The 26834-nt window shown below is 63.7% G+C and carries 17 protein-coding genes; 8 read left to right on the forward strand and 9 right to left on the reverse strand.

Going from position 1 to position 26834, the window contains the following annotated elements:
• From yccS to putA, 8 genes are all read right to left on the reverse strand, one after another.
• Positions 1 to 2184 carry a YccS family putative transporter gene (yccS, locus tag OIU19_RS21585; RefSeq protein ID WP_264236713.1) on the reverse strand — a complete coding sequence of 728 codons (2184 nt, stop codon included), beginning with the start codon at positions 2182 to 2184 and terminating at the stop codon, positions 1 to 3.
• A 219-nt stretch (positions 2185 to 2403) separates the two neighbouring features.
• Positions 2404 to 3585, reverse strand: coding sequence for an NAD(P)/FAD-dependent oxidoreductase (locus OIU19_RS21590; protein WP_264236715.1), 1182 nt, complete (start codon positions 3583 to 3585; stop codon positions 2404 to 2406).
• A 149-nt stretch (positions 3586 to 3734) separates the two neighbouring features.
• On the reverse strand, positions 3735 to 5072 hold the full coding sequence (gene dbpA / locus OIU19_RS21595) for an ATP-dependent RNA helicase DbpA (protein WP_264082888.1): 1338 nt from the start codon (positions 5070 to 5072) through the stop codon (positions 3735 to 3737).
• A gap of 112 nt (positions 5073 to 5184) precedes the next feature.
• Positions 5185 to 6612, reverse strand: a complete 1428-nt coding sequence (gene mdtD / locus OIU19_RS21600) for a multidrug transporter subunit MdtD (RefSeq protein ID WP_264236716.1) — start codon at positions 6610 to 6612, stop codon at positions 5185 to 5187.
• 145 nt (positions 6613 to 6757) lie between these two features.
• Positions 6758 to 8089, reverse strand: coding sequence for a TldD/PmbA family protein (locus tag OIU19_RS21605; RefSeq protein ID WP_264236717.1), 1332 nt, complete (start codon positions 8087 to 8089; stop codon positions 6758 to 6760).
• Positions 8089 to 9531 carry a TldD/PmbA family protein gene (locus OIU19_RS21610; protein ID WP_264236718.1) on the reverse strand — a complete coding sequence of 481 codons (1443 nt, stop codon included), beginning with the start codon at positions 9529 to 9531 and terminating at the stop codon, positions 8089 to 8091. Before OIU19_RS21610 ends, OIU19_RS21605 begins: the two co-directional genes overlap by 1 nt.
• Positions 9532 to 9562: 31 nt before the next feature.
• On the reverse strand, positions 9563 to 11365 hold the full coding sequence (locus tag OIU19_RS21615) for an acyl-CoA dehydrogenase (protein ID WP_264236719.1): 1803 nt from the start codon (positions 11363 to 11365) through the stop codon (positions 9563 to 9565).
• 355 nt (positions 11366 to 11720) lie between these two features.
• Positions 11721 to 15674: a trifunctional transcriptional regulator/proline dehydrogenase/L-glutamate gamma-semialdehyde dehydrogenase gene (gene putA / locus OIU19_RS21620; protein ID WP_264236720.1), complete on the reverse strand. Its 3954-nt coding sequence runs from the start codon at positions 15672 to 15674 to the stop codon at positions 11721 to 11723.
• Between the two features lie 356 nt (positions 15675 to 16030).
• Between putA and putP the strand changes: the two genes are divergently transcribed.
• The 8 genes from putP to OIU19_RS21660 all read left to right on the forward strand — a co-directional run bounded on the left by putP (position 16031) and on the right by OIU19_RS21660 (position 26123).
• Positions 16031 to 17506: a sodium/proline symporter PutP gene (gene putP, locus OIU19_RS21625; protein ID WP_264236721.1), complete on the forward strand. Its 1476-nt coding sequence runs from the start codon at positions 16031 to 16033 to the stop codon at positions 17504 to 17506.
• A 197-nt stretch (positions 17507 to 17703) separates the two neighbouring features.
• Positions 17704 to 18540, forward strand: a complete 837-nt coding sequence (locus OIU19_RS21630; protein ID WP_264236722.1) for a 23S rRNA (adenine(2030)-N(6))-methyltransferase RlmJ — start codon at positions 17704 to 17706, stop codon at positions 18538 to 18540.
• 187 nt (positions 18541 to 18727) lie between these two features.
• Positions 18728 to 20485 carry a carbamoyltransferase gene (locus OIU19_RS21635; protein ID WP_186555644.1) on the forward strand — a complete coding sequence of 586 codons (1758 nt, stop codon included), beginning with the start codon at positions 18728 to 18730 and terminating at the stop codon, positions 20483 to 20485.
• Positions 20469 to 21599 (forward strand): glycosyltransferase, encoded by a 1131-nt coding sequence (locus OIU19_RS21640; protein WP_264236724.1) that lies wholly within the window; start codon positions 20469 to 20471, stop codon positions 21597 to 21599. Before OIU19_RS21635 ends, OIU19_RS21640 begins: the two co-directional genes overlap by 17 nt.
• Positions 21599 to 22495, forward strand: a complete 897-nt coding sequence (locus tag OIU19_RS21645; RefSeq protein WP_264236725.1) for an antimicrobial resistance protein Mig-14 — start codon at positions 21599 to 21601, stop codon at positions 22493 to 22495. The genes OIU19_RS21640 and OIU19_RS21645 overlap by 1 nt, the downstream gene beginning before the upstream one ends.
• Positions 22492 to 23895, forward strand: a complete 1404-nt coding sequence (locus OIU19_RS21650; RefSeq protein WP_264236726.1) for a PIG-L deacetylase family protein — start codon at positions 22492 to 22494, stop codon at positions 23893 to 23895. Before OIU19_RS21645 ends, OIU19_RS21650 begins: the two co-directional genes overlap by 4 nt.
• 49 nt (positions 23896 to 23944) lie before the next feature.
• On the forward strand, positions 23945 to 24901 hold the full coding sequence (locus OIU19_RS21655; RefSeq protein ID WP_264236727.1) for a glycosyltransferase: 957 nt from the start codon (positions 23945 to 23947) through the stop codon (positions 24899 to 24901).
• Between the two features lie 118 nt (positions 24902 to 25019).
• The gene (locus OIU19_RS21660; protein WP_264236728.1) at positions 25020 to 26123 is read left to right on the forward strand and encodes a glycosyltransferase; all 1104 of its coding nucleotides are present in this window, start codon (positions 25020 to 25022) and stop codon (positions 26121 to 26123) included.
• On the opposite strand, the gene OIU19_RS21665 is transcribed toward OIU19_RS21660, so the two are convergent.
• The gene (locus OIU19_RS21665; RefSeq protein ID WP_264236729.1) at positions 26112 to 26717 is read right to left on the reverse strand and encodes a toluene tolerance protein; all 606 of its coding nucleotides are present in this window, start codon (positions 26715 to 26717) and stop codon (positions 26112 to 26114) included. The two genes, OIU19_RS21660 and OIU19_RS21665, sit on opposite strands and share 12 nt — an antisense overlap.
• Positions 26718 to 26834 lie beyond the last annotated feature (117 nt).

Raw genomic sequence — 26834 nt, forward strand, 5'->3', positions numbered from 1 at the left:
TCAGGCGGGAGAGCCTTCCTTGATCAAGTGAGCGGCCATGGTCCGCAGCGGTCCGAGCTGGCGACAGATCAACGCCAATTGCGTCTGCACCAGGCGCTGATGCTCATCCAGCTCCTCTGGCATTTGCTCCAGTGCATTGGCCAGGGCCTCTTCCTCATCACTGTGGATCGCCACGGGTAGCCGCGCTGCCAGGCCATTGGCGATCTCTTCCAAGCTCTTGGCCAAGCTCTGCCCGGCACCCTCGATCAACTGCTCATGCACCTCGGCCGGCAACGCCGTATCACGGTGCGCACCCAGCCCGGACAGATAGCTGAGCAGGGTGTGCGAGAGCACCAGGAAACGGAAGCCGACATCTGCCTCCTTACGGAAATGCCCCGGCTCCATGAGCATGTTGGCCAGGGTGGTCGACAGCGCTGCATCGGCGTTGTGCGCGTTGCGCCGGGCCAGGCGATAGGCCAGGTCGTCACGCTTGCCATGGGCGTATTGCTGCATGATCTGGCGCAGGTAGGCGCTGGCGCAGCTGAGGGTGTTGGCCAGCACCTTGTTCAAGCGCCGGCCCTGCCAGTCGGGCAGGAACAGGAACACTGCCAGAATGGCGATCAGGCTGCCGACCAGGGTATCGAACAGGCGCGGCAGGAACAGCCCGTAGCCATCGCCGATCTGGTTGAAGCAGAACAGCACCATCAAGGTAATTGCGGCGGTGGCCAAAGTGTAGCGGGTGGTACGGTTGACGAAGAACACTACGCCCGCCACCACCGCGAACATCGATTGGATGATCGGGTTGGGGAACAGATCGAACAGCGCCCAGCCCACCGTCAAGCCGATGGCCGTGCCGAAGATCCGTTGCACCAGCTTGCGCCGGGTCGCGCCGTAGTTGGGCTGGCAGACGAACAGCGTGGTGAGGATGATCCAGTAGCCTTGGGTCGGGTGGATCAAATGCACCATGCCATAGCCGATCGACAACGCCAGCGGCAGGCGCAGGGCGTGGCGGAACAGCAATGAAGTGGGCGTGAGCTGCGTGCGCAGCCGGCTCCAGACATCCTTGAAGGTGCGTGGCGAGCGGTCGAGCAGGCTGCTGTCGCTGGCGTCGGCGAGGCTGTCCGGGTTGCTCGCAGCACCGAGCAGGCGGTCGAGGGTGGCCAGGTTACCGGCCAGCGCGCGCAACGAGCGCAGTAGCCCGCGCCAGGCGGGGTTGCTCTGGATGCGCAGGTGTTCGAGCGAGGCGTGCAGGTCTTCCAGTGCTTCGGCAAAGCCGGTGCCATAGACGAAGGGCTGGCGCAGGCGGATCGATTCGGCCAGCTGCTGGCAGGCCGAGCCTTGCTGGCGTAGCAGGCGTTGGCAACGGAACATCACATCGCTGTGGAAAAACGCTTCGGCCAGCGCATTGTAGGGATAGTGCGAGGCGCTGACCCGCTCATGAATATCCTGGGCCAGGAAGTACAGCTTGAGGTAGCGACTGACCTTGGAGTTCGGCTGGCTGTTGCCGACCCGGTGCAGAATGATTTCCTTGGCTGCGTTGAGCGCTGCCACCACCTTGCCATTTTGCTGGGCCAGTTCCAGGCGCCGGGCCTCGACGTCGAGGTTGCGGATCGGCTCGAACAGGTTGGCCTTGAGCTTGAGGTAGCGGCCCAGCTCATTGAACAGCTTGGCCAGGCTCTGCTGCACCGGCTGGTTGGAGAACAGCGCCTGCCACAGCACCGAGAGCAGGCCATACCAGGCGGCGCCGGCTACCAGCAGCAAAGGCTCGTGCCAGAAATCGGTGACTTCGCCACCGCGCTGGTCCACGCCGATCATGGTGTACACCGACAGAATCAATGTTGCCGAGGCGATTGCCCCGTAGCGTTCGCCCAGGGCGCCGAGCATGGTCAGGCAGAACGCGGCCAAGGCCAGTGAGATGGCGAAAATCCACGGATAGGGGAAGAGCAGCTCGACTGACAGTGCGGCGATGGCAAAACACACCAGGGTCACCAGCAGCGCGCTGAGCCGGCCCTGCCAGCCGTCGTCGGTCTCGGCCAGGGCGCTGGCGATGATCCCCAGGAACAGCGGGATCAACAGTTTCATTTCATCCTGGTACCAGCACAGGGCCATGCTGCCGGTGAGGGCGACGGTTACCCGGATGCTGTAGCTGAACTTGTCTTGGCCCCACAGGCGACGCAGAGAATGGCGAAACGAGCTCGATGACATGATGGCCTGCTGGCAGTGATCGAATGAGAACCTGTTCAGTGAATGCCATTGCAGCTGGGGTCCGCTGCGCGGCCCTTCGCGGGCAAGCCCGCTCCCACAGCGGCCGGCGCAAAACTCTGTGGGAGCGGGCTTGCCCGCGAAGGGCCGCGCAGCGGACCCAGCTTTGATGCATCCTGGCACGGACCAGCAAGAAGCGTTCCGTGCTGAAAGGATTCTACCTTACACGAACTGCGCGGCGGCGTTAGCCGAGGCCCAGGCCCACTGGAAATTAAACCCACCCAGGTGGCCGCTGACGTCCAGTACTTCACCAATGAAGTACAGCCCCGGGCTCTTCAGCGATTCCATGGTCTTGGACGACACCTCGCGGGTATCCACCCCGCCAAGCGTCACCTCAGCAGTGCGATAGCCCTCAGTCCCGGCCGGCACAATCTGCCAGGCCGCCAGCTTCTCGGCGATCTGCACAAGCTCGGCCGGGGTGTACTGCTTCATCGGCTTGGAGACGAACCATTGATCAGCCAACAGGTTGGCCAGCTTGCGCGTGAACACCTCGCCCAGCACGGTCTTCAGTTCGCTGTTGGCGCGCTCGGTCTGTTGCTGTTGCAGCCAGTCGAGGGCATCGCGGTCCGGCAGCAGGTTGATCTCGACCGTGTCGCCTGCCTCCCAGAACGAAGAGATCTGCAAGATCGCCGGGCCACTCAGGCCACGATGGGTGAACAGCAGGTTCTCGCGGAAGCTGGTGCCGTTGCAGCTGGCGGTGCAATCGAGCGAGGTCCCCGAGAGTTCACTGCACAGTGCCTTGAGCTGGGGCTCGGTGATGGTGAACGGCACCAAACCTGCGCGGGTGGGCAGCAGGCTGTGGCCGAACTGGCGTGCGACCTGATAGCCAAAGCCGCTGGCGCCCAGGGTCGGAATCGACAGACCGCCGGTGGCGATCACCAGCGACTGGCAGGCAAACGGCCCGGCGCTGGTGTGCAGGCGATAACCGCTGTCGGTCTTGTCGATGGTCTCGATGCTGGTTTCCATGCGCAGCTCGACCCCGGCATCGTCACATTCGGCGAGCAGCAGGTTGAGGATGTCGCTGGACTTGTTATCGCAAAACAGCTGGCCCAGCTTCTTCTCGTGATATGGCACGCCATGCTTGGCCACCAGCTCGATGAAGTCCCACTGGGTGTAGCGGGCCAGCGCCGACTTGCAGAAATGTGGGTTGTGCGAGAGGAAGTTGCCAGGCTCGGTGTACAGGTTGGTGAAGTTGCAGCGCCCGCCGCCGGACATGAGGATCTTCTTGCCCGGTTTGTTGGCGTGGTCGAGCAGAAGCACCCGGCGCCCGCGTCGGGCACTGAGTTGAGCGCACATCAGGCCGGCGGCGCCAGCGCCGAGGATGATCACGTCGGTGGAGTGCAAGATAGTTTCCCTGCGAACGATGAAATAGGAGGTCGACGCCACCCTGGTAGGAGTGGGCTTGTTCCGCGATAGCGTCAGCCGGGTCAACGACGTGCCTGGTCGACCGCTATCGCGTGGCAAGCCCGCTCCTACAGGGCACGTGGTGCTGCTTAAAGGATACGAACTTTCAGCGAACGGCCCTTGATCTTGCCGCTGTTGAGCCGCTGCATGGCCTGCTTGGCCAAGGCCCGCTCCACCGCCACGAAGGCCTGGAAGTCGAAGATGGCGATCTTGCCTACCTGCTTGCCAGGAATCCCCGCATCACCGGTCAGCGCGCCAAGGATATCGCCTGGGCGCAGCTTGTCCTTGCGTCCGGCGGCAATGCACAAGGTGGCCATGACCGGCAGCAGCGGTTCACCGCCTTTGTTCTTCAGGCTGTCCAGTTGCTCCCAGCGCAGCGGGCGCTTCTGCAACTGCTCGATGGCCTGGGCGCGATGGCCTTCGGCCGGTGCCACCAGGCTCACCGCCACGCCTTTCTCGCCAGCGCGACCGGTACGACCAACGCGGTGTACGTGGATCTCGGCGTCGCGCGCCAGCTCAACGTTGATCACCATGTCCAAGCCATCGATATCCAGGCCACGGGCGGCGACGTCAGTGGCCACCAGTACCGAGCTGCTGCGGTTGGCGAACATGGCCAGCACCTGATCGCGGTCACGCTGCTCCAGATCACCATGCAGGGCCTGGGCAACGATGCCCTTTGCGGTGAGGTGGGCAACCACCTCTTCGCACTGCTGCTTGGTGAAGCAGAACGCCACGCACGATTCAGGGCGATAGTGGCCAAGCACCCGGGTCAGCGCTTCGAGGCGCTGCTGTGGGTCGATCTCGATAAAGCTCTGCTCGATCTGGGTTTCGCTGTGCAACGCTTCGACCTTGACCTGCTGCGGCTTGCGCATGAAGTCTGCGGCCAGTTGCTCGATGCCGCTTGGATAGGTGGCGGAGAACAGCAAGGTCTGGCGGCGCGCCGGGGTCTTGCCGATGATGCTGGCGATGGCGTCGAAGAAGCCCATGTCGAGCATCCGGTCAGCTTCGTCGAGCACCAGGGTGTTGAGCCCATCGAGCACCAGGGTGCCCTTGTCCAGGTGCTGCTGCACCCGGCCTGGGGTGCCGACGATGATGTGCGCGCCATGCTCCAGCGAGGCGATCTGCGGGCCGAGCGAGACGCCGCCGCACAGGGTCAGGATCTTGATGTTGTCCTCGGCCCGGGCCAGCCGGCGCAGTTCTTTGGCGACCTGGTCGGCCAGCTCGCGGGTCGGGCACAGGACCAGCGCCTGGCAGCCGAAGTAGCGCGGGTTGATCGGGTTGAGCAGGCCGATGCCGAAGGCGGCGGTCTTGCCGCTGCCGGTCTTGGCCTGGGCGATCAGGTCCTGGCCCTTGAGGATGACCGGCAGGCTCTGGGCCTGGATCGGGGTCATCGCGGCATAGCCGAGGGCGTCCAGGTTGGCCAGCATGGCGGCGGACAGCGGCAGAGTGGCAAATGCGGTGGATTCGGTGGTCACGAGGCGGGCCTGCGTTGCGAAGCGAAAAATGCCGCACAGTCTACCAGCCTCGTGGCCATTCGCCCTAAGGTTCGATCTCCGGTTCCGGACGACGGGCACGCCTTCCGTCTGTCGGCGCCAGTTGCAGGAAGATCGCCGCCGCCAGCATGGCCATCAGGCCGATGGTGAAGAAGGTCAGCTGGAACGCGCCCAGGGTGGTTTCCACGCCCTCGGCGCTGCCGGCCGCGGTGAAACCGCCAAGCAAGGCACCGGCGCAGGCCACGCCCAGGCTCAGCGACAGCTGCGCGACCACCGACAGCAAGCTGTTGCCACTGCTGGCGCTGGCGTCGTCCAGGTCGATCAGGGTCACTGTATTCATCGCGGTGAACTGCAGCGAGTTGACCGCGCCGAGCAAGGACAACTGCACTAGCAGCAGGGCGTAAGGCGTCTGCTCGTCCACCAGGCCCAGGCTGGCCAGCAGAATGCCCAGCAGCAAGGTATTGCCGGTGAGGATGATCCGGTAGCCCAGGCGTTCGATCAGCGGCCTGGCAATTGACTTGGCGAGCATCGCCGCCGCCGCCAGGGGGATCATGCTCATCCCCGCCTGGGAGGGCGAGTAGCCCAAGGCGATCTGCAGCAACAACGGCACCAAAAATGGCAACGCGCCGCTGCCCAGGCGAGCGAACAGGTTACCCAGGATGCCGATGGCAAAGGTCCGCACGCGGAACAGGCTGGGCGAGAACAGCGGCTCCGGATCGCGCCCGGCGCGCAGCCAGTAGGCCGCCAGGCACGCCATGCCGGCGAACAGCAACAACATCACGCGCAAGTGCGGCAGGTGCAGCTCGCCCAGGCCTTCCATGGCGATGGTGATCAGTACCATCGCCGCGCCGAACAGAATGAAGCCCGGGGCATCGAAGGTGGTCCGTTCCGTGCCGCGCAGGTCGGGGATGAACTTCCATACCGCATAGCAGCCCAGGGCGCCCACCGGCAGGTTGAGCAAAAAGATCCAGTGCCAACTGAGGATCTCCACCAGCCAACCGCCCATCGTCGGCCCGAGCAGCGGGCCGAGCAGGCCGGGAATGGTGATGAAGCTCATGATCCGCACCAGCTCCGAGCGCGGATAGGCGCGCAGGACCACCAGGCGCCCCACCGGCAGCATCAGCGCGCCGCCCAGGCCCTGGATGATCCGGGCGATGATCAGGAAGGTCAGGCTGTTGGCGATGGCACACAGCAGCGAGCCGAAGCTGAATAGCAGAATCGCGCTGAAGAAGATCCGTTTGGTGCCGAAGCGATCGGCGATCCAGCCAGAGGCCGGAATCAGCAGGGCGACGGTGAGCATGTAGGCGATGATCACGCCTTGCATGCGCAGGGGGTCTTCTTCGAGTGAACCGGCCATGGCCGGCAGGGCGGTATTGAGGATGGTGCCGTCCAGCGACTGCATGAAGAAGGCGATGGCCACGACCCAGGGGATCCAGCGGGCGGTGACGGGGTCCAGCGGCGGGCGTTCGGACATAAGCAACCTTCGCGTCGAGAGCAACTGAGCGGGGCTCGTGGGAGCGGGCTTGCCCCGCGATAGCGTCAGCCTGATCGACAGGGCCGACAATGGCTGACGCTATCGCGGGGCAAGCCCGCTCCCACGAAAAGCCGTACAGAGGTGTTTACAGGGTAAGCGTGAGCCCTTTGACCAACGCCCCGGGCAAATGACTCGATCCGGTGTGCCGCTGGCCATAGGTGCTGGTCGACAGGATCAACTCGCGCTCACAGGTCAGGTCCTCCAGCTGGTTACCCAGCAGGTTGTAAAGGGTATCGTCGAAGCGCATGGTGCTGACCGGCCCCTGGATCTGGCCATCCTCCACCCAGAAGGTGGCAAAACGCGTCAGGCCGGTCATGCGCGCCGCTGGCAGGTCCGAGTAGTTCAGGTACCACAGGTTGCTGATGTACAGCCCGGTGCCCAGGCGCTGCAGAATCTGCGCCGAAGGCAGATTGCCCGGCGCCAGGCTCAGGGCGCACGGCGCCTCGTAGCTGTCCGCGCCATTGGCCGTCAGGGCGAATTCAGCGGCGCTGCGCGCGCTGATCAGCCGCTCCAGGCCACGCCCTTCGCCGATCAGCCGAACATCGCGGCGCGGCAGGCCTTCATCGGAAAACGCAGGGCTCAGCGAGCCGCTGACCTGCTCGTCGAAACTGACCAGCGGATTGAGCTGCGCATCGCCGCCGTACAGTCGCTGCAACGGGCTGTTACCCGTGGCCAGGGCCTGGGCTGAGAAGCCGCCCCAGCCGAGCATCCCGGCAATTTCATCCATGGCCGCTGGCGCCAGGTAGGCGCGATAGCTGCCAGGCTTGAGGGTAATCGCCGGCCGGCCAAGAAACGCCAGTTGCTCGCGGCTCAGGCGCAGGCGCTCGACCATCGCTGCAGCATCCCACGACTGCCCGGCGTAGTTGGCTTTGACCGCCTGGCCATTGGCGTGGAACAGGCTCCAGTCGAAGTTGAAACTATTGGCCTGATGCCAGCCAAAGGCGCCATAGGAGCTGGCAAAGCCCCGACAGATCGGCCCGGCTGCGTAGATACCCACCAGGTCCAACTGACCCGCCTCGCGTTCCACCAGCGCCAGCACCTCGGCGATGTCAGGCAGCGCTTGTTGCTGCTGGCTGTGCGACTGCCAGGCGCTGTCGTCCAGGCTCAGGTAAGGATCGAGCGCCAGCAGTGGCAGGGTCTGGCGCAGTTGCTCGAGGGCCTCGTGCAGGCGCTGGCGGTCGAGCTCGGCGTCGCCACACAGGGTGAACTGCTGCTCGGCTTGGCGGCCATCGCGCACCAGCCGCAGTTGCGCGCTGGCCTGGCTGACTTCGCCAGCCTGACGCACCTTGGCATGGTTGAAACGGATGAATTGCGACTGCTCGGCGCTGAAGCCGAGGGTGAACTGCTCGCCATCCTGCAGCGCAGCGCGCAAGGCGCTCAGCAGCTGTTCGAAGCGTTGCTGGGGTGTGGCGCTCATCAGGCGTCTCCTCCGAATACGTCGATCTGGCGGAATACACAAGCCGGCGAAGCATGGCCCACGCGGACTACCTGGTTAGGCTCGCCCTTGCCGCAGTTGGGCGTGCCGAGGACCTGGAAGGTGCTGCGATCGCCAACTGCCGCCAGGTTGCTCCAGAACTGCGCGGAGATACCGCGGTAGTTGGGGTTCTTCACCACGCCCTTGAGCTGACCCTCTTCGATCAACTGGCCCCACTCGCAGCCGAACTGGAACTTGTTGCGCGCATCGTCGATGGACCAGGAACGGTTGGTGCGCATCAGGATGCCGCGCTCGATGCCGCCGATCAGCTGCTCGAGCGACTGATCGCCTGGCTCGATGTTGAGGTTGGCCATGCGGTCGATGGGTGCGCGGTTCCAGCTACAGGCGCGGCTGTTGGCCACCCCGTCAAGCCCCGAGCGGAATTGCGACAGCGCGCCACCCAGCGGACGCAGCAGCTTGCCTTGGCGAATCAGGAACTGTTTGCGGGCCCGGGTCCCGTCATCGTCGTGGCTGTAGCTGGCCAGCTCTTCGTCGATGGTTGGGTCGAAGGTCACGTTGAGTAGTGTCGAGCCGTATTGCAGGTGGCCGAAGTCGCTGGCTTTGACGAAGCTGGTCCCGGCGTAGTTGCGCTCGTCACCGAGGATGCGGTCCATCTCCAGCGGGTGGCCGATCGACTCGTGGATTTGCAGCATCATCTGGTCGGGCATCAACAGCAGGTCGCGCGGGCCGCTAGGGGTGTTGGGCGCCAGCAGCAATTGCAGGGCCTCATCGGCCACGCGGCGGGCGGCGCCGACCAGGCCACAGCGCTGGATGATCTCGAAGCCGCCCTGCTGGCCGAAGTTGTCCCGCCCCAGGCTGCGGCTCTGGCTATCCTGGCCGTCGCTGGCCGTTACCCCAAGGCCCGGGAACAGAAAGCGCTGGGCATGGCGCAGCTCGGCGCCAGCGGAGTTCAGGTAGGTCTGCTCGACGCGGCTGATGCCCAGGCTCGCCTGCCAGTCGACCAGGCGGCTGTCCTTGGGCACGCTGGCCGACTCGGCGGCGAGCAGGTCGAGGCAATCGGCAAGGTTGGGCAAGGACTGCTCGAAGTTTGGCGAAATATGCTCGTGACGCTCGCTGGGCACGGCGTGTTCGCGCAGGTCGAGCAGGCTGTGCGCGGCGATCTGCCGCGCCAATGCCTCGGCCTGTTGCAGTGCCTGTTGCAAACCGGCTTGGGACAGGTCGGCGGTGGCCGCGTAGGCCTCGACACCGTTGATGCGCACCGTGAGCATGGCGCCTTCATCCTGGCTGAAGAATGGCGGCTCGGCGACATTGCGGCGCACCGACAGGCCTTGGTAGGACTGTTTCACATGGCGCAGGGAAAACAACTCGGCCGTACTGCGCAACGCAGCGAAGCGCTGGCGCAGCAGGGCGCTGGAATCGAACATGCGGGAACCTCCGTGTGCGCGGTGGCTCCCCCTAGAACCACCCCTCATGCATGCCCAGGCAAGTATCGTCGCGGGCCTCGAGCAATGCGAGGTCATTATGGCAGCCCGGCACTTCCCAGGTCAGGAAATAACGCGCGGCCTGCAATTTGCCCAGATAAAAGTCACGGTCTGCCTGATGGCCGTTGAGCAGTCCGATCTCGGCGTGGATCGCCTGTTCCAGCCAACGCCAACCGATCACGCAATGGCCGAAGGCCTTGAGGTACAGCGCCGAGTTGGCCAGCGCGGCACTGATCTTGCCTTGCGCCAGGTCACCCAGCAGGGCCAGGGTGACGGCCTGCAGCCGGTTGACCAGTTGCTCGAGCGGCTCGCGCAGAGTGTCAAGGCGTGGGTGGTGGCTGGCGCGCTCGCCGGTGGTGGCGATCAGGCGAATCAACTGCTTGAGCCCGGCACCGCCGTTCTGCGCCAATTTACGCCCCATCAGGTCGAGCGACTGAATGCCATGGGTGCCCTCATGGATCGGGTTCAGGCGGTTGTCGCGGTAGTACTGCTCCACCGGATATTCGCGGGTATAGCCATGGCCGCCGAGGATCTGGATCGCCAGTTCATTGGCTTTGAGACAAAACTCCGACGGCCAGGATTTGACGATCGGCGTCAGCAGGTCGAGCAGCTCCTGGGCCTGGCGTCGGCCCTCTTCGCTGGGCGCGGTGTGGGTGTCGTCGAACAGCCGCGCCGCGTACAGGCCCAGGTCGAAGGCGCCTTCGACATAGGCTTTTTGCGCCAGCAGCATGCGCTTCACATCGCTGTGGGCAATGATCGGCACCGCCGGGCTGTGCGGATCCTTGTTGTCCGGCAGCCGGCCCTGCGGCCGTTGACGGGCGTATTCCAGGGAGTACAGGTAGCCGGCATAGCCGAGCATCACCGCGCCCATGCCGACCCCGATGCGCGCCTCGTTCATCATCTGGAACATGCAGGCCAGACCCTGGTGCGGCTGGCCGATCAGGTAGCCGACACACTCGCCGTTGTCGCCGAAATTCAGCGCGGTGGAGGTGGTGCCGCGCCAGCCCATCTTGTGGAACAGCCCGGCCAACGCCACATCGTTGCGCGGTCCGAGGCTGCCGTCCTGGTTGACCAGGTACTTGGGCACGATGAACAGCGAGATACCCTTCACCCCGGCAGGCGCATCCGGCAGTTTGGCCAGGACCATGTGCACGATGTTCTCTGAAAGCTCATGGTCGCCGCCAGAAATGAAGATCTTGTTGCCCTTGATCCGGTAGCTGCCGTCAGCAGCAGGCTCGGCGCGGGTGCGGATATCGGCCAGTGAAGAACCGGCATGCGGCTCGGTCAGCGCCATGGTGCCGAAGTAGCGGCCATCGATCATCGGCTGCAAGAACAGGCGTTTGTGCTGTTCTGTGCCAAAACTCTCGATCAGGTTGGCCGCACCCATGGTCAGGAATGGGTAGGCCGTGGTGCCAGCGTTGGCCGCCTGGAAATGTGCGAAGCAGGCCTGCGAGACCAGGCTCGGCAGCTGCATGCCGCCCACTTCGAAATCGCGGTTGGCATTGAGAAAGCCCGCTTGGAGGAAGGCATCGACCGCCGGCTTGACCTCCGGGATCAGCTCGGCGCGCCCGTCGACATAACGCGGCTCGTGCTCATCGCCCTTGCGGTTGTGCGGCGCGAAGTACTTTTCGGCGATGGTGCGCGCCGTGGTCAGCGCTGCATCGAAAGTCTCGCGGCTGTGCTCGGCGAAGCGCGGACGCTGGGTCAGGGCTTGGGCGTCGAGCACTTCGTAGAGTTCGAAGGCGAGGTTGCGGGAGCTGAGCAGGGTCTCGGGCATGGGCGTGGTCCTAATCGGGTTGGAACCAGTCTAGGCGGCGCCGGGGGGGAGGGGGTAGCTAAATAGATGAGGGTGATAGGGTGAGAAAAGTGCTCGGGCTGGGGCTGGTTTTGCTGGCGCCGTTAAGATCGAGCACCGCCTGCGCGGTGCATCGCGGGGCAAGCCCGCGCCTACACCATCTGTGCTGGGCGCAGTGCCTGTGAACGGCCGAAAACTGGAGCGGGCTTATCCCGCGATGCGCTGCGGGCGGCGTGTGATCGCAAGAATACTGGAAGCTCAAAGGCGAGCACCTGACAGATCCGATACCCAATGAAAAGGAGAGCCGAAGCTCTCCTTTTCATTTACCTCAGCCCTATCAGCCGATGGTCATCAAGCTAGCGTTACCACCCGCCGCAGCGGTGTTTACGCTCACCGCGCGCTCGATCACCAAGCGCTCCAAGGCAATCTGATGGTCGCCGCTGGACAGCCCGTGCACACCAACGATCGCACCGGCGCGCTTGGCTACTTGCTCGCACACTGCGCGCAGTTGATCCGAGTCGCCATGGTGAATGACTGCATCGAACGCAACTTCGTCCTTGTTCCAATCGGCAACCAGCTTGACCTTGGCTTGCAGTTCCTTCGGCAGGCGAGCACGCAGGCTCTTCGCCGGCTCGCCGTCCTGGAACACCGCCGAGCTACCCACGGCCAATACCGCGGCCAGCTGAGCGAGCAAGTCTGCCTCGTTGTCAGCCAGGCACAGCACGTGCTCGCGCGGCAGGATGGTGTAGCTGTTGCGCTCGCCGGTCGGGCCTGGCAGCAGGCGGCTGATACCACTCTGCGACTGGGCGGCGAACTGCTCGCACAGGCTCGACAGCTCAGCCAGTTGGTTGCTCTCGGCCCAGGCCTTGAGGGCGTGCAGTGGCTTGATCAGTTGATCGCGCAGGACGCTATCGACCTTGGCTTCGCCATCGGCACGCTGGAAGTGACGGACTACGGCGTCGGCCGGGCGGGTCGACAGCAGGCGGTACAGGTACAGCGGGCCGCCCGCTTTCGGACCGGTGCCGGACAGGCCTTCACCACCGAATGGCTGCACGCCGACCACCGCGCCGACGATGTTGCGGTTGACGTACATGTTGCCGGCGTTGACGTTATCCACAACCTTGGCGATGGTCTCGTCGATGCGGGTGTGCACGCCGAGGGTCAGGCCGTAGCCGGAAGCGTTGATCTGCTCGATCAGCTGGTCGAGGTTGCGGCGGTTGTAGCGCACCACGTGCAGCACCGGGCCGAAGATCTCGCGCTTGAGCTCGTCGAAGCTTTCCAGCTCGATCAGGGTCGGCATGACGAAGGTGCCGCGCTTGCACTCGGCGGCATCGGCGATGGCCACCTGGTAAACGGTGCGGCCTTTTTCGCGCATGCCTTGGATGTGCTTCTCGATACCTGCCTTGGCTTCAGCATCGATCACCGGGCCGATGTCCACGGACAGGCGCTCTGGGTTGCCTTGGCGGCTCTGCGCCATGGCGCCCTTGAGCATTTCGATCACGCGGTCGGCGGAGTCTTCCTGCAGGCACAGTACGCGCAGCGCCGAGCAACGCTGGCCGGCACTGTCGAAGGCCGAGGAAACCACGTCGATCACCACCTGCTCGGTCAGCGCCGAGGAGTCGACGATCATCGCGTTCTGGCCACCGGTTTCGGCGATCAGCGGGATCGGCCGACCTTGGGCATCCAGGCGACCGGCGATGTTGCGTTGCAGCAGGCGGGCCACTTCGGTGGAGCCGGTGAACATCACGCCTTTGACCCGCTCATCACCGACCAGGCGGGCACCGACGGTTTCGCCGCGGCCTGGCAGCAGTTGCAGGACGCCTTCCGGGATACCGGCTTCGAGCAGCAGGCGCACGGCCTGGGCGGCGACCAGTGGCGTTTGCTCGGCAGGCTTGGCCAGCACCGGGTTGCCTGCGGCCAGGGCTGCGGCGACTTGGCCGCTGAAGATGGCCAGGGGGAAGTTCCACGGGCTGATGCACACCACAGGGCCCAGTGGGCGGTGGGCGTCGTTGCTGAAATCGTTGCGTGCCTGCACCGCGTAGTAGCGCAGGAAGTCGACGGCTTCGCGCACTTCGGCGATGGCGTTGGCGTAGGTCTTGCCCGCTTCGCGGACCAGCAGGCCCATCAGCGGCTGGATCTCGGCTTCCATCAGGTCGGCGCTGCGCTCAAGGATCGCGGCGCGCTCGGCCGGCGGCGTGGCCTGCCAGATCGGTGCGGCATTCAGTGCGCACTGGATGGCATTGTCGACATCAGCGACGGTCGCTTCCTGCACGTGGCCAACCACGTCACGGTGATCGGACGGATTGAGTACCGGCGCCGCCGCTTCCTGGCTGCTGGCGCAACCCAGCAGAGGGGCCGCTTTCCAGTCGTTGTGAGCGGTCGCCAGCAGGGCGCAGGACAGCGATGCCAGGCGATGTTCGTTAGCCAGGTCGATGCCGGCCGAGTTGGCCCGCTCGCTGCCATACAGCTCACGCGGCAGCGGAATGCGTGGGTGTGGCAGGCCGATGCTGCCTTCCTGGGTGGCCATCTGCTCGATGCTGGCGACCGGGTCGGCGACCAGCTCTTGAATCGAGATCGAGTGATCGGCGATGCGGTTGACGAACGACGTGTTGGCGCCGTTTTCCAGCAGGCGGCGGACCAGGTAGGCCAGCAGCGTCTCGTGGGTGCCGACTGGGGCGTAGACGCGGCACGGACGGTTGAGCTTGCCTTCGGAGACTTTGCCTACTACCTGCTCATACAGCGGCTCGCCCATGCCGTGCAGGCACTGGAACTCGTACTGGCCCGGGTAGTAGTTCTGCCCGGCGATATGGTAGATGGCCGACAGGGTGTGGGCGTTGTGGGTGGCGAACTGCGGGTAGATCGCTTCGGGTACCGACAGCAGCTTGCGGGCGCAGGCGATATAGGAGACGTCGGTGTACACCTTGCGGGTGTACACCGGGTAGCCTTCCAGGCCTTCGACCTGGGCGCGCTTGATCTCGCTGTCCCAGTAGGCACCCTTGACCAGGCGGATCATCAGGCGGTGACGGCTGCGCTTGGCCAGGTCGATGACCGAGTCGATCACATACGGGCAGCGCTTCTGGTAAGCCTGGATGACGAAGCCGATGCCGTTCCAGCCCGCCAGCGAAGGCTCGAAGCACAGGCGTTCGAGCAGGTCCAGCGACAGCTCCAGGCGGTCGGCCTCTTCAGCGTCGATGTTGAGGCCGATGTCGTATTGCTTGGCCAGCAAGGTCAGCGACAGCAGGCGCGGGTACAGCTCATCCATCACGCGCTCGTACTGGGCGCGGCTGTAGCGCGGGTGCAAGGCCGAGAGCTTGATCGAGATGCCCGGGCCTTCATAGATGCCGCGCCCGTGCGAGGCTTTGCCGATCGAGTGGATCGCTTGCTCGTAGGAGGCCAGGTATTTCTGCGCGTCGTGCTCGGTCAGTGCGGCTTCGCCGAGCATGTCGTAGGAATAACGGAAGCCCTTCGATTCGAAGCGGCTGGCGTTGGCCAGGGCTTCGGCGATGGTCTCGCCGGTGACGAACTGCTCGCCCATCAGGCGCATGGCCATATCGACGCCCTTGCGGATCATCGGCTCGCCACTCTTGCCGATGATGCGGGTGAGCGAGGAGGTCAGGCCGGATTCGTTGTGGGTGGAGACCAGCTTGCCGGTCAGCAGCAGGCCCCAGGTCGCGGCGTTGACGAACAGCGATGGGCTGTTGCCCAGGTGCGGTTGCCAGTTGCCGGTGCTGATCTTGTCGCGGATCAGCGCGTCACGGGTGCCCTTGTCGGGGATGCGCAGCAGTGCTTCGGCCAGGCACATCAGTGCCACGCCTTCCTGGGACGACAGCGAGAACTCTTGCAGCAGGCCCTGGACGATACCGGCACGGCCGCTGGCGCTCTTCTGGTTACGCAGTTTTTCGGCGATGCCGGAGGCCAGTTTGTTGGTGGCTTCGGCTTGAGCGCTGGACAGGCGCGCCTGCTCCAGCAGCATTGGCACCATTTCTTGCTCAGGGCGGCGGTAGGCGGCCGTGATCGCCGAACGCAGTACCGACTGCGGCAGAATGCTTTCGGCAAATTCGAGGAAGCACTGGTGGCTGTGCTCGGGCTGAACTTCGCCGGCGTCGTCGGAAAGGTTGCTGGCATGACCGTTGAGTTCGGTCAGGGTGGCACCACCCTCGAGCTTCTCCAGGTAATTGAAGATCGCTTGCTTGATCAACCAATGCGGCGTGCGGTCGATGGACTGCGCAGCTGCTTTGAGTCGCTCACGGGTAGGGTCGTCGAGTTTGACCCCAAGGGTGGTCGTCGCCATTTCTTATCCTCATTATTGCCACGGGCGTGGCCTAAGCTGGCGCCAAGATTAGCTGTAGGACAATCCGGGTGCAACCGGGTGCAACCCGATTTTTTGTAGGATCAGGTGCAACTCGTCTGACGACAAATCCTACACAGCAAGAATGGTCATACGAGGTGCGTTTTCTTCTGAAAAACGCTGTGTTTGCTCCAAAAAGGAGCAAAAAACACGCTTTAGGCGAAATTGCATTACGGGGTGCAACTTGCAAATGAAAAATGGTTGCACCCGCTTCATGTTGTTGCATAGGATGCGCCGCCTGGGTGCAACCGCCTTATCCGGTGGTCGCAAGAGATAAAAACAAACGCCAGGGCACAACCATGGGCAATCCAATCACGATCACTTTCGTGATCTACATCGCGGCAATGGTGCTGATCGGCTTCGCGGCCTATCGCTCCACCAACAACCTCTCCGACTACATCCTCGGTGGACGTAGTCTTGGCAGCGTGGTGACCGCGCTCTCAGCTGGCGCTTCGGACATGAGCGGCTGGCTGCTGATGGGCCTGCCGGGCGCCATCTACATGTCGGGCCTTTCCGAGGCCTGGATCGCCATCGGCCTGACCGTCGGTGCCTACCTGAACTGGCTGTTCGTCGCTGGCCGTCTGCGTGTGCAGACCGAGCACAACGGTGACGCGCTGACCCTGCCGGACTACTTCGCCAGCCGCTTCGAAGACAACAGCGGGCTGCTGCGGATCATCTCGGCGATCGTCATCCTGGTGTTCTTCACCATCTATTGCGCCTCCGGCATCGTGGCCGGCGCACGCCTGTTCGAAAGCACCTTCGGCATGTCGTACGAAACCGCCCTGTGGGCCGGTGCTGCGGCAACCATCGCCTACACCTTCGTCGGTGGCTTCCTGGCGGTGAGCTGGACCGACACCGTGCAGGCCTCGCTGATGATCTTCGCGCTGATCCTTACGCCGATCATCGTGCTGATCTCCACCGGCGGCGTCGACACCACTTTCCTCGCCATCGAGGCGCAGAACCCGGCCAACTTCGACATGTTCAAGGGTGCGACCTTCATCGGCATCATCTCGCTGATGGGCTGGGGCCTGGGCTACTTCGGCCAGCCGCACATCCTGGCGCGCTTCATGGCCGCTGACTCGGTCAAGTCGATCGCCAACGCCCGCCGCATCTCCATGACCTGGATGATCCTGTGCCTGGCCGGTACCTGCGCCGTGGGCTTCTTCGGTATCGCCTACTTCTCGGCCAACCCTGAGCTGGCCGGTCCGGTCACCGAGAACCACGAGCGGGTATTCATCGAGCTGGCGAAGATTCTGTTCAACCCGTGGGTTGCCGGTGTGCTGCTGTCGGCCATCCTGGCGGCGGTGATGAGTACCTTGAGCTGCCAGCTGCTGGTGTGCTCCAGCGCCCTGACCGAAGACTTCTACAAGGCCTTCCTGCGCAAGAATGCTTCGCAGGTCGAGCTGGTCTGGGTCGGTCGCCTGATGGTGCTGGCTGTGGCGCTGATCGCCATTGCCCTGGCTGCCAACCCGGATAACCGCGTACTTGGCCTGGTGGCTTATGCCTGGGCAGGTTTCGGTGCAGCGTTTGGTCCGGTGGTGCTGATCTCGGTGCTGTGGAAGGGCATGACCCGCAACGGCGCCCTGGCCGGTATCGTCATCGGTGCGCTGACCGTGATCTTCTGGAAGCAGCTGGATACCGGTCTGTACGAGATCATCCCAGGCTTCCTGTTCGCGACCATCGCGATCTTCGTGGTGAGCAAGCTGGGTAGCCCATCGAGCAGCATGGTTTCGCGCTTCGAGAAGGCCGACCAGGCTTACCATATCGGTAAGTGATGCGGGTTTGATCGTTGCCTGAAAAACCCGCACCTGTTCCAGGTGCGGGTTTTTTATTGGGTCGGGTTTGGCCTCATCGCGGGGCAAGCCCGCTCCCTGGTAGTTGCTTCATGGCGGCAGCGGGCAGCCGCTGATCACCGTCAGGCCTGACTCCTCAGGCGCGACAAGGTAAACTTGCCGACCTTGCAGGAGTTGCCATGAACTATCGTCACGCCTTCCACGCCGGCAACCACGCCGACGTCCTCAAACACATCGTGCTGACCCGCCTCATCGCCCTGATGTCGCGCAAGGAGCAGCCGTTCGCCTACATCGATACCCACGCCGGTCTCGGCCTGTACGACTTGCAGGGCGATCAGGCGACGCGCACCGGTGAATACCTGGAAGGTGTCGCGCGCTTGTGGAACCGCGATGATCTGCCGGCGAGCACGGCCGACTACCTGCGTGTCATCAAGCGTCTGAACCAGGATGGCGAGCTGCGCTACTACCCAGGCTCGCCAGAACTGGCTCGCCGGCTGATGCGTCAGCAGGATCGCGCGTTGCTCAATGAGAAGCACCCCGAAGACGGTCCGCTGCTCAAAGAGAACATGAAGAAAGACCCACGGGTCACGGTTCACCTGGGCGAAGGCTGGCATGTGCCGCGGGCGCTGCTGCCGGTGCAGGAAAAGCGCGCGATCATGCTGATCGACCCGCCGTTCGAGCAGGCTGACGAGCTCAAGCGCTGCACCGTGGCCATGAAAGAGGCGATTGGCCGCATGCGCCAGACGGTCGCGGCCATTTGGTACCCGATCAAGGATCAGCGTTCGCTGACCCGCTTCTATCAGGACCTGACCAGCACCGGCGCGCCGAAACTGCTGCGGGTCGAGCTCTATGTGCATCACCAGGACAGCCCGCAGGGCTTGAACGGCTCGGGCCTGGCCATCGCCAACCCGCCGTGGGGCCTGGAAGAAGAGCTGCGCGAGTTGCTGCCTTGGTTGGCCAAGGAGTTGGCGCGGACTGCTGGCAGCTGGCGCATGGACTGGCTGATCGCTGAGTAAAGCGCTCTGCATATCCCGTGGGAGCGGGCTTGCCCCGCGATGGTGTCAGCAGATCCACCACCATCGTGGGGCAAGCCCGCTCCCACGCCATCGCGCCGGGCCATCTTTGCGTTATAATCCCGCCCTTTAGCCGCCCTCCGCCCACGAGGCCGTTGGCGCATCTCTACCGAATGAAGAGGCTAGACCCTTGGCATTGACGATTCTTGGCCTGTCCGGCGCCCTTAGCCATGACCCTTCCGCGGCCCTGTACATCGACGGCAAGCTGATTGCCGCCGCCGAAGAAGAGCGCTTCGTGCGTGACAAGCATGCGAAGAACCGCATGCCCTACGAATCGGCGAAGTTCTGCCTGGAGCAGGCCGGCATCAAGCCGTCGGACGTCGATGTGGTAGCCATTCCCTTCGCCCCGATCAGCCTGTTCGGCAAGGCTCGCTGGCACTACGCCAAGCGCTACTGGTACGCCCCGGACCGCGCCCTCGACGCTATCCTGATGGGCAACCGTCGCTACAAGCGCTACCGCAAGAAGATCGTCTGGTGCCTGGAGCAACTGGGCTTCGATCCGAAGAAGATCAAGATCGAGCCGGTCGAGCACCACCTGGCTCACGCCTCCAGTGCCTACCACTGCTCGGGCTTCAAGGAAAAAACCGCGATCCTCGGCATCGACGGCAAGGGTGAGTACGCCACCACCTTCTTTGGCTATGGCGAGAACGGCAAGATCCACAAGATCAAGGAGTTCTTCGATCCAGACTCGCTGGGCGGCCTGTACGGTGCGATCACTGAGTTCCTCGGTTTCGAAATGCTCGATGGCGAGTTCAAGGTCATGGGCATGGCGCCGTACGGCGATGCCAGCAAGTACGACTTCTCGCGCCTGGCCAGCTTCGAAAACGGCGAACTGGTGATCAACACCGAGTACGCCAACGTCATCGGCCTGCGCCGCTATAAAGAGAAGGGCAAAGGCTTTTATTTCTCGCCGAAACTGATCGAGTGGCTGGGGCCCAAGCGCGAAGGCGATATCGCCGACGAGCCGTACATCCACTACGCGGCCAGCATGCAGGCGCTGTTCGAAAAGCTCGCCCTGCAGATGATCGACCATTATCTGGGCGACACCCTCAAGGAAACCGGCAAGCTGGCCTTCGCGGGCGGCTGCGCCCTGAACGTCAAGCTCAACCAGAAGATCATCGCCCGTTCCGACGTCAAGGAGCTGTTCGTCCAGCCGGCCTCCGGTGACGCCGGTACTGCCGTGGGCGCTGCTGCCTACGTGTCGCATGCCCGTGGTGTGCCGGTCGAGAAGATGGAACACGTCTACCTCGGCCCTGCGTACTCCAACGAGGACGTGATCGCTGCCTGTGCCCGTCACCCGAGCCAGCCGAAATGGCGCAAGCTCGACAACATGCCGCAGCAAATCGCCAAGATCATGGTCGACGGCAACCCGGTGGCCTGGTTCCAGGGGCGTATGGAGTTTGGTCCGCGGGCGCTGGGTGGTCGTTCGATCATCGGCTGTCCGAGCGTGGAAGGCGTGGCCGACCGCATCAACCACCAGATCAAGTTCCGCGAGCGCTGGAGGCCTTTCTGCCCGTCGATGCTCGACACCGTCGCGCCGCAGATGATCAAGGTCGATCACCCGGCGCCGTTCATGACCTTCACCTTCGAAGTGGCTGAAGAGTGGAAAACCCGTGTGCCAGAAGTGGTCCACGAAGACGGCACCTCGCGTGCCCAGGTGCTCAAGCGCGAGTACAACCCGCGCTACTACGACATGATGAAGGCGCTTGAAGACCTGACCGGTAACGGCGTGTCGCTCAACACGTCGCTCAATCGTCGTGGCGAGCCGATGATCTGCTCGCCGACCGATGCCCTGAACATGTTCTTCGGCTCGGACCTGCAGTACCTGATCATGGAAGACATTCTGGTCGTCAAGGATGGCGCCGCGCCTTATGACCAGCCGCTCTGAACCGCGCGTCCTGCAGTTCTGCCATGGCTATGACGGGCCTTTCCTGGATTGTGCCCGTCAGTACGCCAGCCTGTTCCAGGGCAGCGGTTATCAGGTGACCACGGTGTTCCTCACCGGCAAGGCCGACCCGCAGGTGGCGGCCGGCTGTGCGTCGGATGAGGTGCTATTTTTGGAGTTCAGCTCCAAGGCCGTTCGCGGCCTGAAGCTGGGCGCCATTGCTGCTTTGCGCAAAATTGCCGCCGAGCGCAACTTTAGTTTCTGCATCGCCCATCGCTTCAAGCCGATCTACGTCGCCTTGCTCGGCACCAAATTGCCGGTTATCGGCGTGCACCACGCGTTCGGCGACTACCAGCGCAAAGGCCGCCGACTGTTCGCCAATCTGTTCAGTAAGCGCCTGAGCCTGCTCGGGGTTTCCGATGCAGTGCGCGATGACATGCGCCGCTGCCTGCCGAACTGGCCGGCCGAGCGAATCCAGACCCTGTACAACCGCATCAATGTCGAAGGTTTGCGGGCCAGCCTGGTCGCTCGGGAGGCAGCGCGCAGTGCGCTTGGGCTGGACCCGCAGGCGTGGATTGTCGCTAACGTCGGTCGCCTGCACCCGGACAAGGACCAAGCGACCCTGCTCAAAGGCTTCGCTCAGGCGCTACCGGAGCTGCCCGCTGGCGCACGCCTGGCGGTGCTCGGCACCGGGCGCCTGGAAGACCAGCTCAAGGCCTTGGCCGCCGAGCTTGGCATTGCCGCTCAGGTCGATTTTCTGGGGCAGGTGCCGGACGCTCGGCGCTACTTCCAGGCATTCGACGTGTTTGCCCTGAGCTCCGACCATGAGCCGTTCGGCATGGTCCTGCTCGAAGCGATGGTCGCTGGTGTGCCGCTGCTGGCCACCGCCTGCGGCGGCGCACGGGAAGTGGTCGAAGGCGTGGGGGTGTTATTCGCGCTCGGCGATGCCGGGCAGTTGGCCCAGGGTCTTAAACACATGGCCGGGCTGGATGCCGAGCAGCGCCAGGCGTGTGCCGCGCACATGCTGCAACGCCTGCACGAGCGCTTCAGCGACCAGGCGGTACGCGACACCTTCTGGCAACTGCCGCAGGTGCGGGCGTTGGCGGTGCAGCCGTGATGCTCAATCATATCCGCGCGCTGCGTGAACGCGGTTGGCAGGCCATCGACGCATCGGCTTATGCCGAGGCCTGGCAACGCTTCGGCGGCAGCGTGGCGACTCACCCCTTGGTGATCGAACAACTGGCGGACCTGGCGCAGATCCCAGTGCGTTATCTGGGCTGGCAGCACAGCGGTGAGCTCAAAGCGGCGATTCCTACCTGGGGGCGGCATCTGGCCTTGTCCAAGGACGTGCTCAAGCGTCATGGCAAGAAAGGCCTATTCGACCTGGGTAACGCCGAGCTGATCCTGCCGGCGGCCGCTGATGCCGGCGCGCCGTTGCGCCATGCGGGGCGCTACCTGTCCGAGCTTAACCAAGGCCGCTTTACCGGCCTCAAGGCTCAGGCCGAGCAGTTGGCGATGGCCCGCGCCCATGAAGACTTGTCGAAAAAGTTTCGCTACAACCAGCGCCGCGAGCTGCGTCTGCTCGAAGAGGCGGGCGGCGTGGTGCGGCCGATCAGCGACTTCAGCGCCACGGAAATCGCCGCCATGTACTGCGACCTGTTCAAGCGTCGCTGGGGTTTTCCGGCCACTGGCGCCGAGCGCATGGCCGAAGTGCTGGAGCGGCTGCGCGAGCTGCTGATCGGTTCGGTGCTGCTGCTCGATGGCGCACCGATTGCCATCCAGCTGGTGTACCGGGTCGAGGCGCCCGAGTGGATCAGCGTCGAATACGTCAACGGTGGGGTAGACCCCGAAACCAAGGCGTTCAGCCCGGGTAGCGTGCTGAGCTTCCTCAACACCCAGGCCGCTTGGGAAGATGCCCGGGCGCGCAACAAGCCGCTGCGGTTCTCTTTCGGTCGTGCTGACCGCGAGTACAAGGATCGTTGGTGCACCTCTGTGCCGGTCTATCAGGTATGAACCGCAAGCAGCAGTTGCTCAAACGCCACCGGCGCCTCAAGCGCCTAGGTCTGCTGGCAGGTTTGCTGCTATTGCTGGTGTTGGGCGTTGTCAGCTGGTGGTGGTTGCCGCTGCTGCTGTTGCCATTGATCTGGGCGGCCCATGAAGCCTGGTTTGCCGATCACCTGTTCTATTCGCCGGGTGAGGACTACCAGTATCGCTTTGGCGAGCAGACCCGCGAGGCCTCGGCGAGCCTGAGCGATGGGCTGCTGACGGCGGATGCGCAGTTGGCCGGCGATGAAACCCTGGTCCTGGAAATCCGGGTCAAGAGCAGCTGGCTCGGTCGCTTCGTCGATCCGCGGGTCGAGCTGCTCGATGGCGAGCAGGTCGATCAGCAAACCTTCGAACGTGGCGCCGATGGCCTGCGTTTTCTCAATCTGACCGGCCTGGGCGGCGCCTTGAGCGCTGGTCGCCTGCGGCTGCGCGGCCGCTACTGCCGCTTGCTAGGCACGCCGCGCCTGTGGATAACCGCGCACAGCGAGTTGCGCCGTCGCCGCATCATGGTCATCGCACCGCATGCCGACGATGCCGAGCTGGCCGCCTATGGGCTCTACAGCCAGGCCGATGAAGCCTGGGTGGTGACCCTGACCGCTGGCGAGATCGAAGCCGAACATTATCAGCAGATGGGCCTGGCCAAGGCCGAGGCCGCGCGCCTGAAAGGGCGCCTGCGTGCTTGGGACAGCATTGCCGTGCCGCGTTGGGCTGGGGTGCCGGAGTCGCGTTGCGTGCAGTTGGGTTACTTCTGCCTGCAGTTGCCGACCATGCAAGCTGCGCCAGATCAGCCTGCCGCCTCGCGTGAAGCCGACATGGCCGACATCCGCCCCTTCCGCTGCTTCAACCCTTTCCCGCTGCCGGCCGACGCCGACGGCGAGCCGACTTGGAACAATCTGTTGGCTGACCTGCGGGCGCTGCTGGAAATGGCCAAGCCAGAAATCCTGGTAATGCCGCATCCAACCCTCGACCCTCACCCCGATCACCTCTGCGCCCAGGCCGCGGTACTCGAGGCGTTGCAGGGCATAGCTTGGCAGCCCAGCACGTTGCTGTGCTACGCCAACCACCTGCATGACAACGACCGCTGGCCGATGGGCGACAGCGGCGATGGCGTGGCCTTGCCGCCGCAGTTGAGCGCTGAACAGGCGTGGGCGCCGTGCAGCCTACTGCTTGATCTGCCTACCCAGCGCGACAAGGCGATGGCCCTGGGCATGATGCATGACCTGCAGCCGTCCGCGCCGTTCAAGCGCCGCCTGCGTCGGTTGCTCCAGCGCTATCTGGCCGGGCGCCAGCCATCGCCCTATGGCGAGAACGAGTTTTTCCGCAAGGCGGTGCGCCGTCATGAGCTGTTCTGGCGCCGAGAACTGTAGACCCTGACCTATGATTGATCGTGATGGCGTAGAGAGCCCAAGGAACGCAATGAAAGTCCTATTTCTGGTGCAGAAGGAACAGCGGGCGATCCTTGACCGCCTCTACGATGGCGTTGCCGCCAACTGCGAGTGCGACCTGCGTTGGCTGAGCAGCGACGATCAACGCAACCTGCGCCGCTACTTCAAGCGCGAAGTGGATGTCGAGCGTTACGACCGCATCGTCTTTTTCCTGCGCTTCAAGCAGGAGATCCGCCAGGCCGCGTTCATTCGCACAGTGCCCAACCTGGTCATTCTTGAGCACGACGCCTACCAGAACTACATCCCCTGCAAGTACACCGGCAAATTCAGCGAGCACTATCGCAAGCTGCCGTGGGCGCGGGTGATCAGTTCGGGCTTCATGGTCAGCGAGCGTCTGCGTCAGGAGGGCTTCGATGCGGTGTTCGTGCCCAAGGGCTATGACGAGCAGTTGCTGGTCGACCAAGGGCGAGCGCGCGATATCGAGTTGGCCTTCGTTGGCAGCACCAAAAGTGTCGCCTACAGTGGCCGCAAGGCGCTGCTCGACCAATTGGGCCAGGTCGAGAACCTGGTGGTCACTCGGACCAATTCGGGCGAGGACTACTGCAACACGCTCAACCGTATTCGTTTCTTCGTCAGTGCCGATGTCGGCATGGGCGAATACATGATCAAGAATTTCGAGGCAATGGCCTGTGGTTGCGTGTTGTTCGCCTTCGATCAAGGCGAAGCCGAGAACCGTGCTCTAGGCTTGCAGGACATGCACAACGTGGCGCTGTACGACAGCATCCCGACGTTGCAGGAAAAGCTCAAGGTGCTGCGTGCCGATCCGGCGCTTGCCGGGCAAATTGCCGTGAACGGACGTGAACTGGCCGTTTCACGCTTCAGTTTCGCCCAAGTTGGACGAGATATCGTCGAGCATATGCGCCCGCCGCTGCGTCTGCGCGCACCTGTGTCGGCCTGGCAGCGACTGCGCTTGAGCCTGGGGTTCTGAGTCGGCAGTGGGTTGTTCACTGGTCGCGCCTCAAGATGTGTTTGAAATGGGAAACACTGTTTTTGTTTATTGATTCCGCTGTAACGGCAGGCTTTCTCGCACGCGCGGAGTCATGCGCATGAATATCGTCAACATGATGTGGGCCGGCGGCTCGCCCTACATGTCGATCCACAAGGTTCACCATCAGGTGCTGAGCCAGGCTGGGGCGCACGCGCATATCAGTAACTGGTTGCTGCTTGGCGGCGAACTGAGCTGCGGTATTGGTAGCACGCGCCAGTGGAACATGCCGCAGCGCGCGCTCAAGGGCCGTCATGCCTGGCGCTTGCTGGTACCTTTTTTGCGCCGGCGGCTGCGCCGAGCATTGCTGGCTGCCCAGGCCGATGTGCTGTTGCTCGATGGGGTCGGGGTCGCCCGACTGGTGCTGCCGCTGCTGCAGCAATTGCCGGGCGTGCGGGCGGCGATCCTGTTTCATGGCGAAACTCGCCTGAGCCGCGCCGATGTTCAGCTGTTGCTGAGCGTCCCGCTCGATCGGCTGGATATTGCGGCGGTATCGCAGACCTTGGCCCAGTCGCTTGAGCAGGATCTTGGCCGCCCGGTGCGGACGTTGCGCATGGCCCTGGATCCAGCGGCATTCTCTGCCAGCTTGCTGACCCAGGATCAGGCCCGCCAGGCCCTGGGCTTGCCACAACACGGGCAGATTTTCGGCGCGGTGGGCCGCCTGGTAGCCAGCAAAGGCTTCGAGGTACTGCTCGAGGCGTTCGCCAAGGCCCATGCCGGCCAGCCCGATCTGCACCTGGCGATACTGGGCGAGGGGCCGCTGCGGGCCAGCCTTCAGGCACAAATCGCGGCGCTGGGGCTGTCAGCCAATGTTTGGCTGTGTGGCCACCGGGAAAGCCTGCATCAGCTGTATCGCGCCTTTGACTGGCTGCTGGTGCCCTCGCGCGCCGAGGGCTTGGGCCTTGTGGTGCAGGAAGCGGTGATGGCCGATGTGCCGGTGGTGTGCAGCGACCTTGCGGTGTTTCGCGAGCAGTTGGCTGAGGGGGGTTGCTACCTGCCGGTCGGGGATACCCAGGCCTGGGCCCAGGCAATCGCCCGCTGTGCACAGCTCGATGCTGCTGAGGTGGCGCTGCGCCAGCGCCAGGCATTGGCGCCGGAGCAGGCCTGGCAGGCTTTCCAGCAAGGCTCGGCCGAGCTGCTGCGTGGCTTGGGCTCAGCCCGGTAGCAGGGCCGCCTCAAGCTCGGCGAGAGGGAAGCGGCTGGCCAGGTTTTCCCGTTCGATGTAACGCGCCATGTGCTGCACATTGCGCCGAATCATGCGTGATGACAGCGGGGCTCGCAGAAAACGCATGTCGGCCACATCGATCAGGCCAAGTTGCTGGTCAGGCGTTTCAACCACATTGCCCAGGTGCAGCGAGCGGAAGTAGATCCCCGAGCGGTGCAACTGGCGAATCAGCTCGACCAGCCTTGGAAGGTAGCTGTCCCAGCTGAAGCCCGCTTCGCGTGACAACTGCAGCAAGGTGCGCCCTGGCAGCGGGCGGTAGAGCACGGCGGTACGCCCTGGCAGCTCGAGCTTGTGCTGGCTGATCACTTCGAGGGTGGGGATGCCCAATTGCGCCAGGCGCGCGGCATTGTCGACGAAGCGTTGCGAGTACGGCCGCAGCAGCGCAGATGAAATCAATCGCTTGCGACGAAAAACCTTGAGGATATTTCCATCCTCAAGCAGGTAGACTTTGGCGCCGTGGCTATCTGCCTCAAGCACCTGAGCGCCAAGTGTCAGCTGATCGAAGTCGACCTGGGAGAGCCGGGAGCATTGCATGGATAGGGCCTTGTCGTCTGGCAAGCAAAAATGACCGGCCATAATGCCGAAAAACAGGCAGCAGTACCATGATGGTGTTGCCCGATACTTTGGCAAGGAAACGCCTGTGTTAAAATT

This window comes from Pseudomonas sp. BT-42-2, from assembly GCF_025847435.2.
GTDB lineage: Bacteria > Pseudomonadota > Gammaproteobacteria > Pseudomonadales > Pseudomonadaceae > Aquipseudomonas > Aquipseudomonas urmiensis.

Coding starts and splice junctions, on each gene's coding strand:
- OIU19_RS21660 (WP_264236728.1), top strand. CDS start 25,020: ATGAATATCGTCAACATGATGTGGGCCGGCGGCTCGCCCTACATGTCG.
- OIU19_RS21655 (WP_264236727.1), top strand. CDS start 23,945: ATGAAAGTCCTATTTCTGGTGCAGAAGGAACAGCGGGCGATCCTTGAC.
- putA (WP_264236720.1), bottom strand. CDS start 15,674: ATGGCGACGACCACCCTTGGGGTCAAACTCGACGACCCTACCCGTGAG.
- dbpA (WP_264082888.1), bottom strand. CDS start 5,072: ATGCTGGCCAACCTGGACGCCCTCGGCTATGCCGCGATGACCCCGATC.
- OIU19_RS21630 (WP_264236722.1), top strand. CDS start 17,704: ATGAACTATCGTCACGCCTTCCACGCCGGCAACCACGCCGACGTCCTC.
- OIU19_RS21605 (WP_264236717.1), bottom strand. CDS start 8,089: ATGAGCGCCACACCCCAGCAACGCTTCGAACAGCTGCTGAGCGCCTTG.
- OIU19_RS21610 (WP_264236718.1), bottom strand. CDS start 9,531: ATGTTCGATTCCAGCGCCCTGCTGCGCCAGCGCTTCGCTGCGTTGCGC.
- mdtD (WP_264236716.1), bottom strand. CDS start 6,612: ATGTCCGAACGCCCGCCGCTGGACCCCGTCACCGCCCGCTGGATCCCC.
- OIU19_RS21650 (WP_264236726.1), top strand. CDS start 22,492: ATGAACCGCAAGCAGCAGTTGCTCAAACGCCACCGGCGCCTCAAGCGC.
- OIU19_RS21645 (WP_264236725.1), top strand. CDS start 21,599: ATGCTCAATCATATCCGCGCGCTGCGTGAACGCGGTTGGCAGGCCATC.
- yccS (WP_264236713.1), bottom strand. CDS start 2,184: ATGTCATCGAGCTCGTTTCGCCATTCTCTGCGTCGCCTGTGGGGCCAA.
- putP (WP_264236721.1), top strand. CDS start 16,031: ATGGGCAATCCAATCACGATCACTTTCGTGATCTACATCGCGGCAATG.
- OIU19_RS21665 (WP_264236729.1), bottom strand. CDS start 26,717: ATGCAATGCTCCCGGCTCTCCCAGGTCGACTTCGATCAGCTGACACTT.
- OIU19_RS21615 (WP_264236719.1), bottom strand. CDS start 11,365: ATGCCCGAGACCCTGCTCAGCTCCCGCAACCTCGCCTTCGAACTCTAC.
- OIU19_RS21640 (WP_264236724.1), top strand. CDS start 20,469: ATGACCAGCCGCTCTGAACCGCGCGTCCTGCAGTTCTGCCATGGCTAT.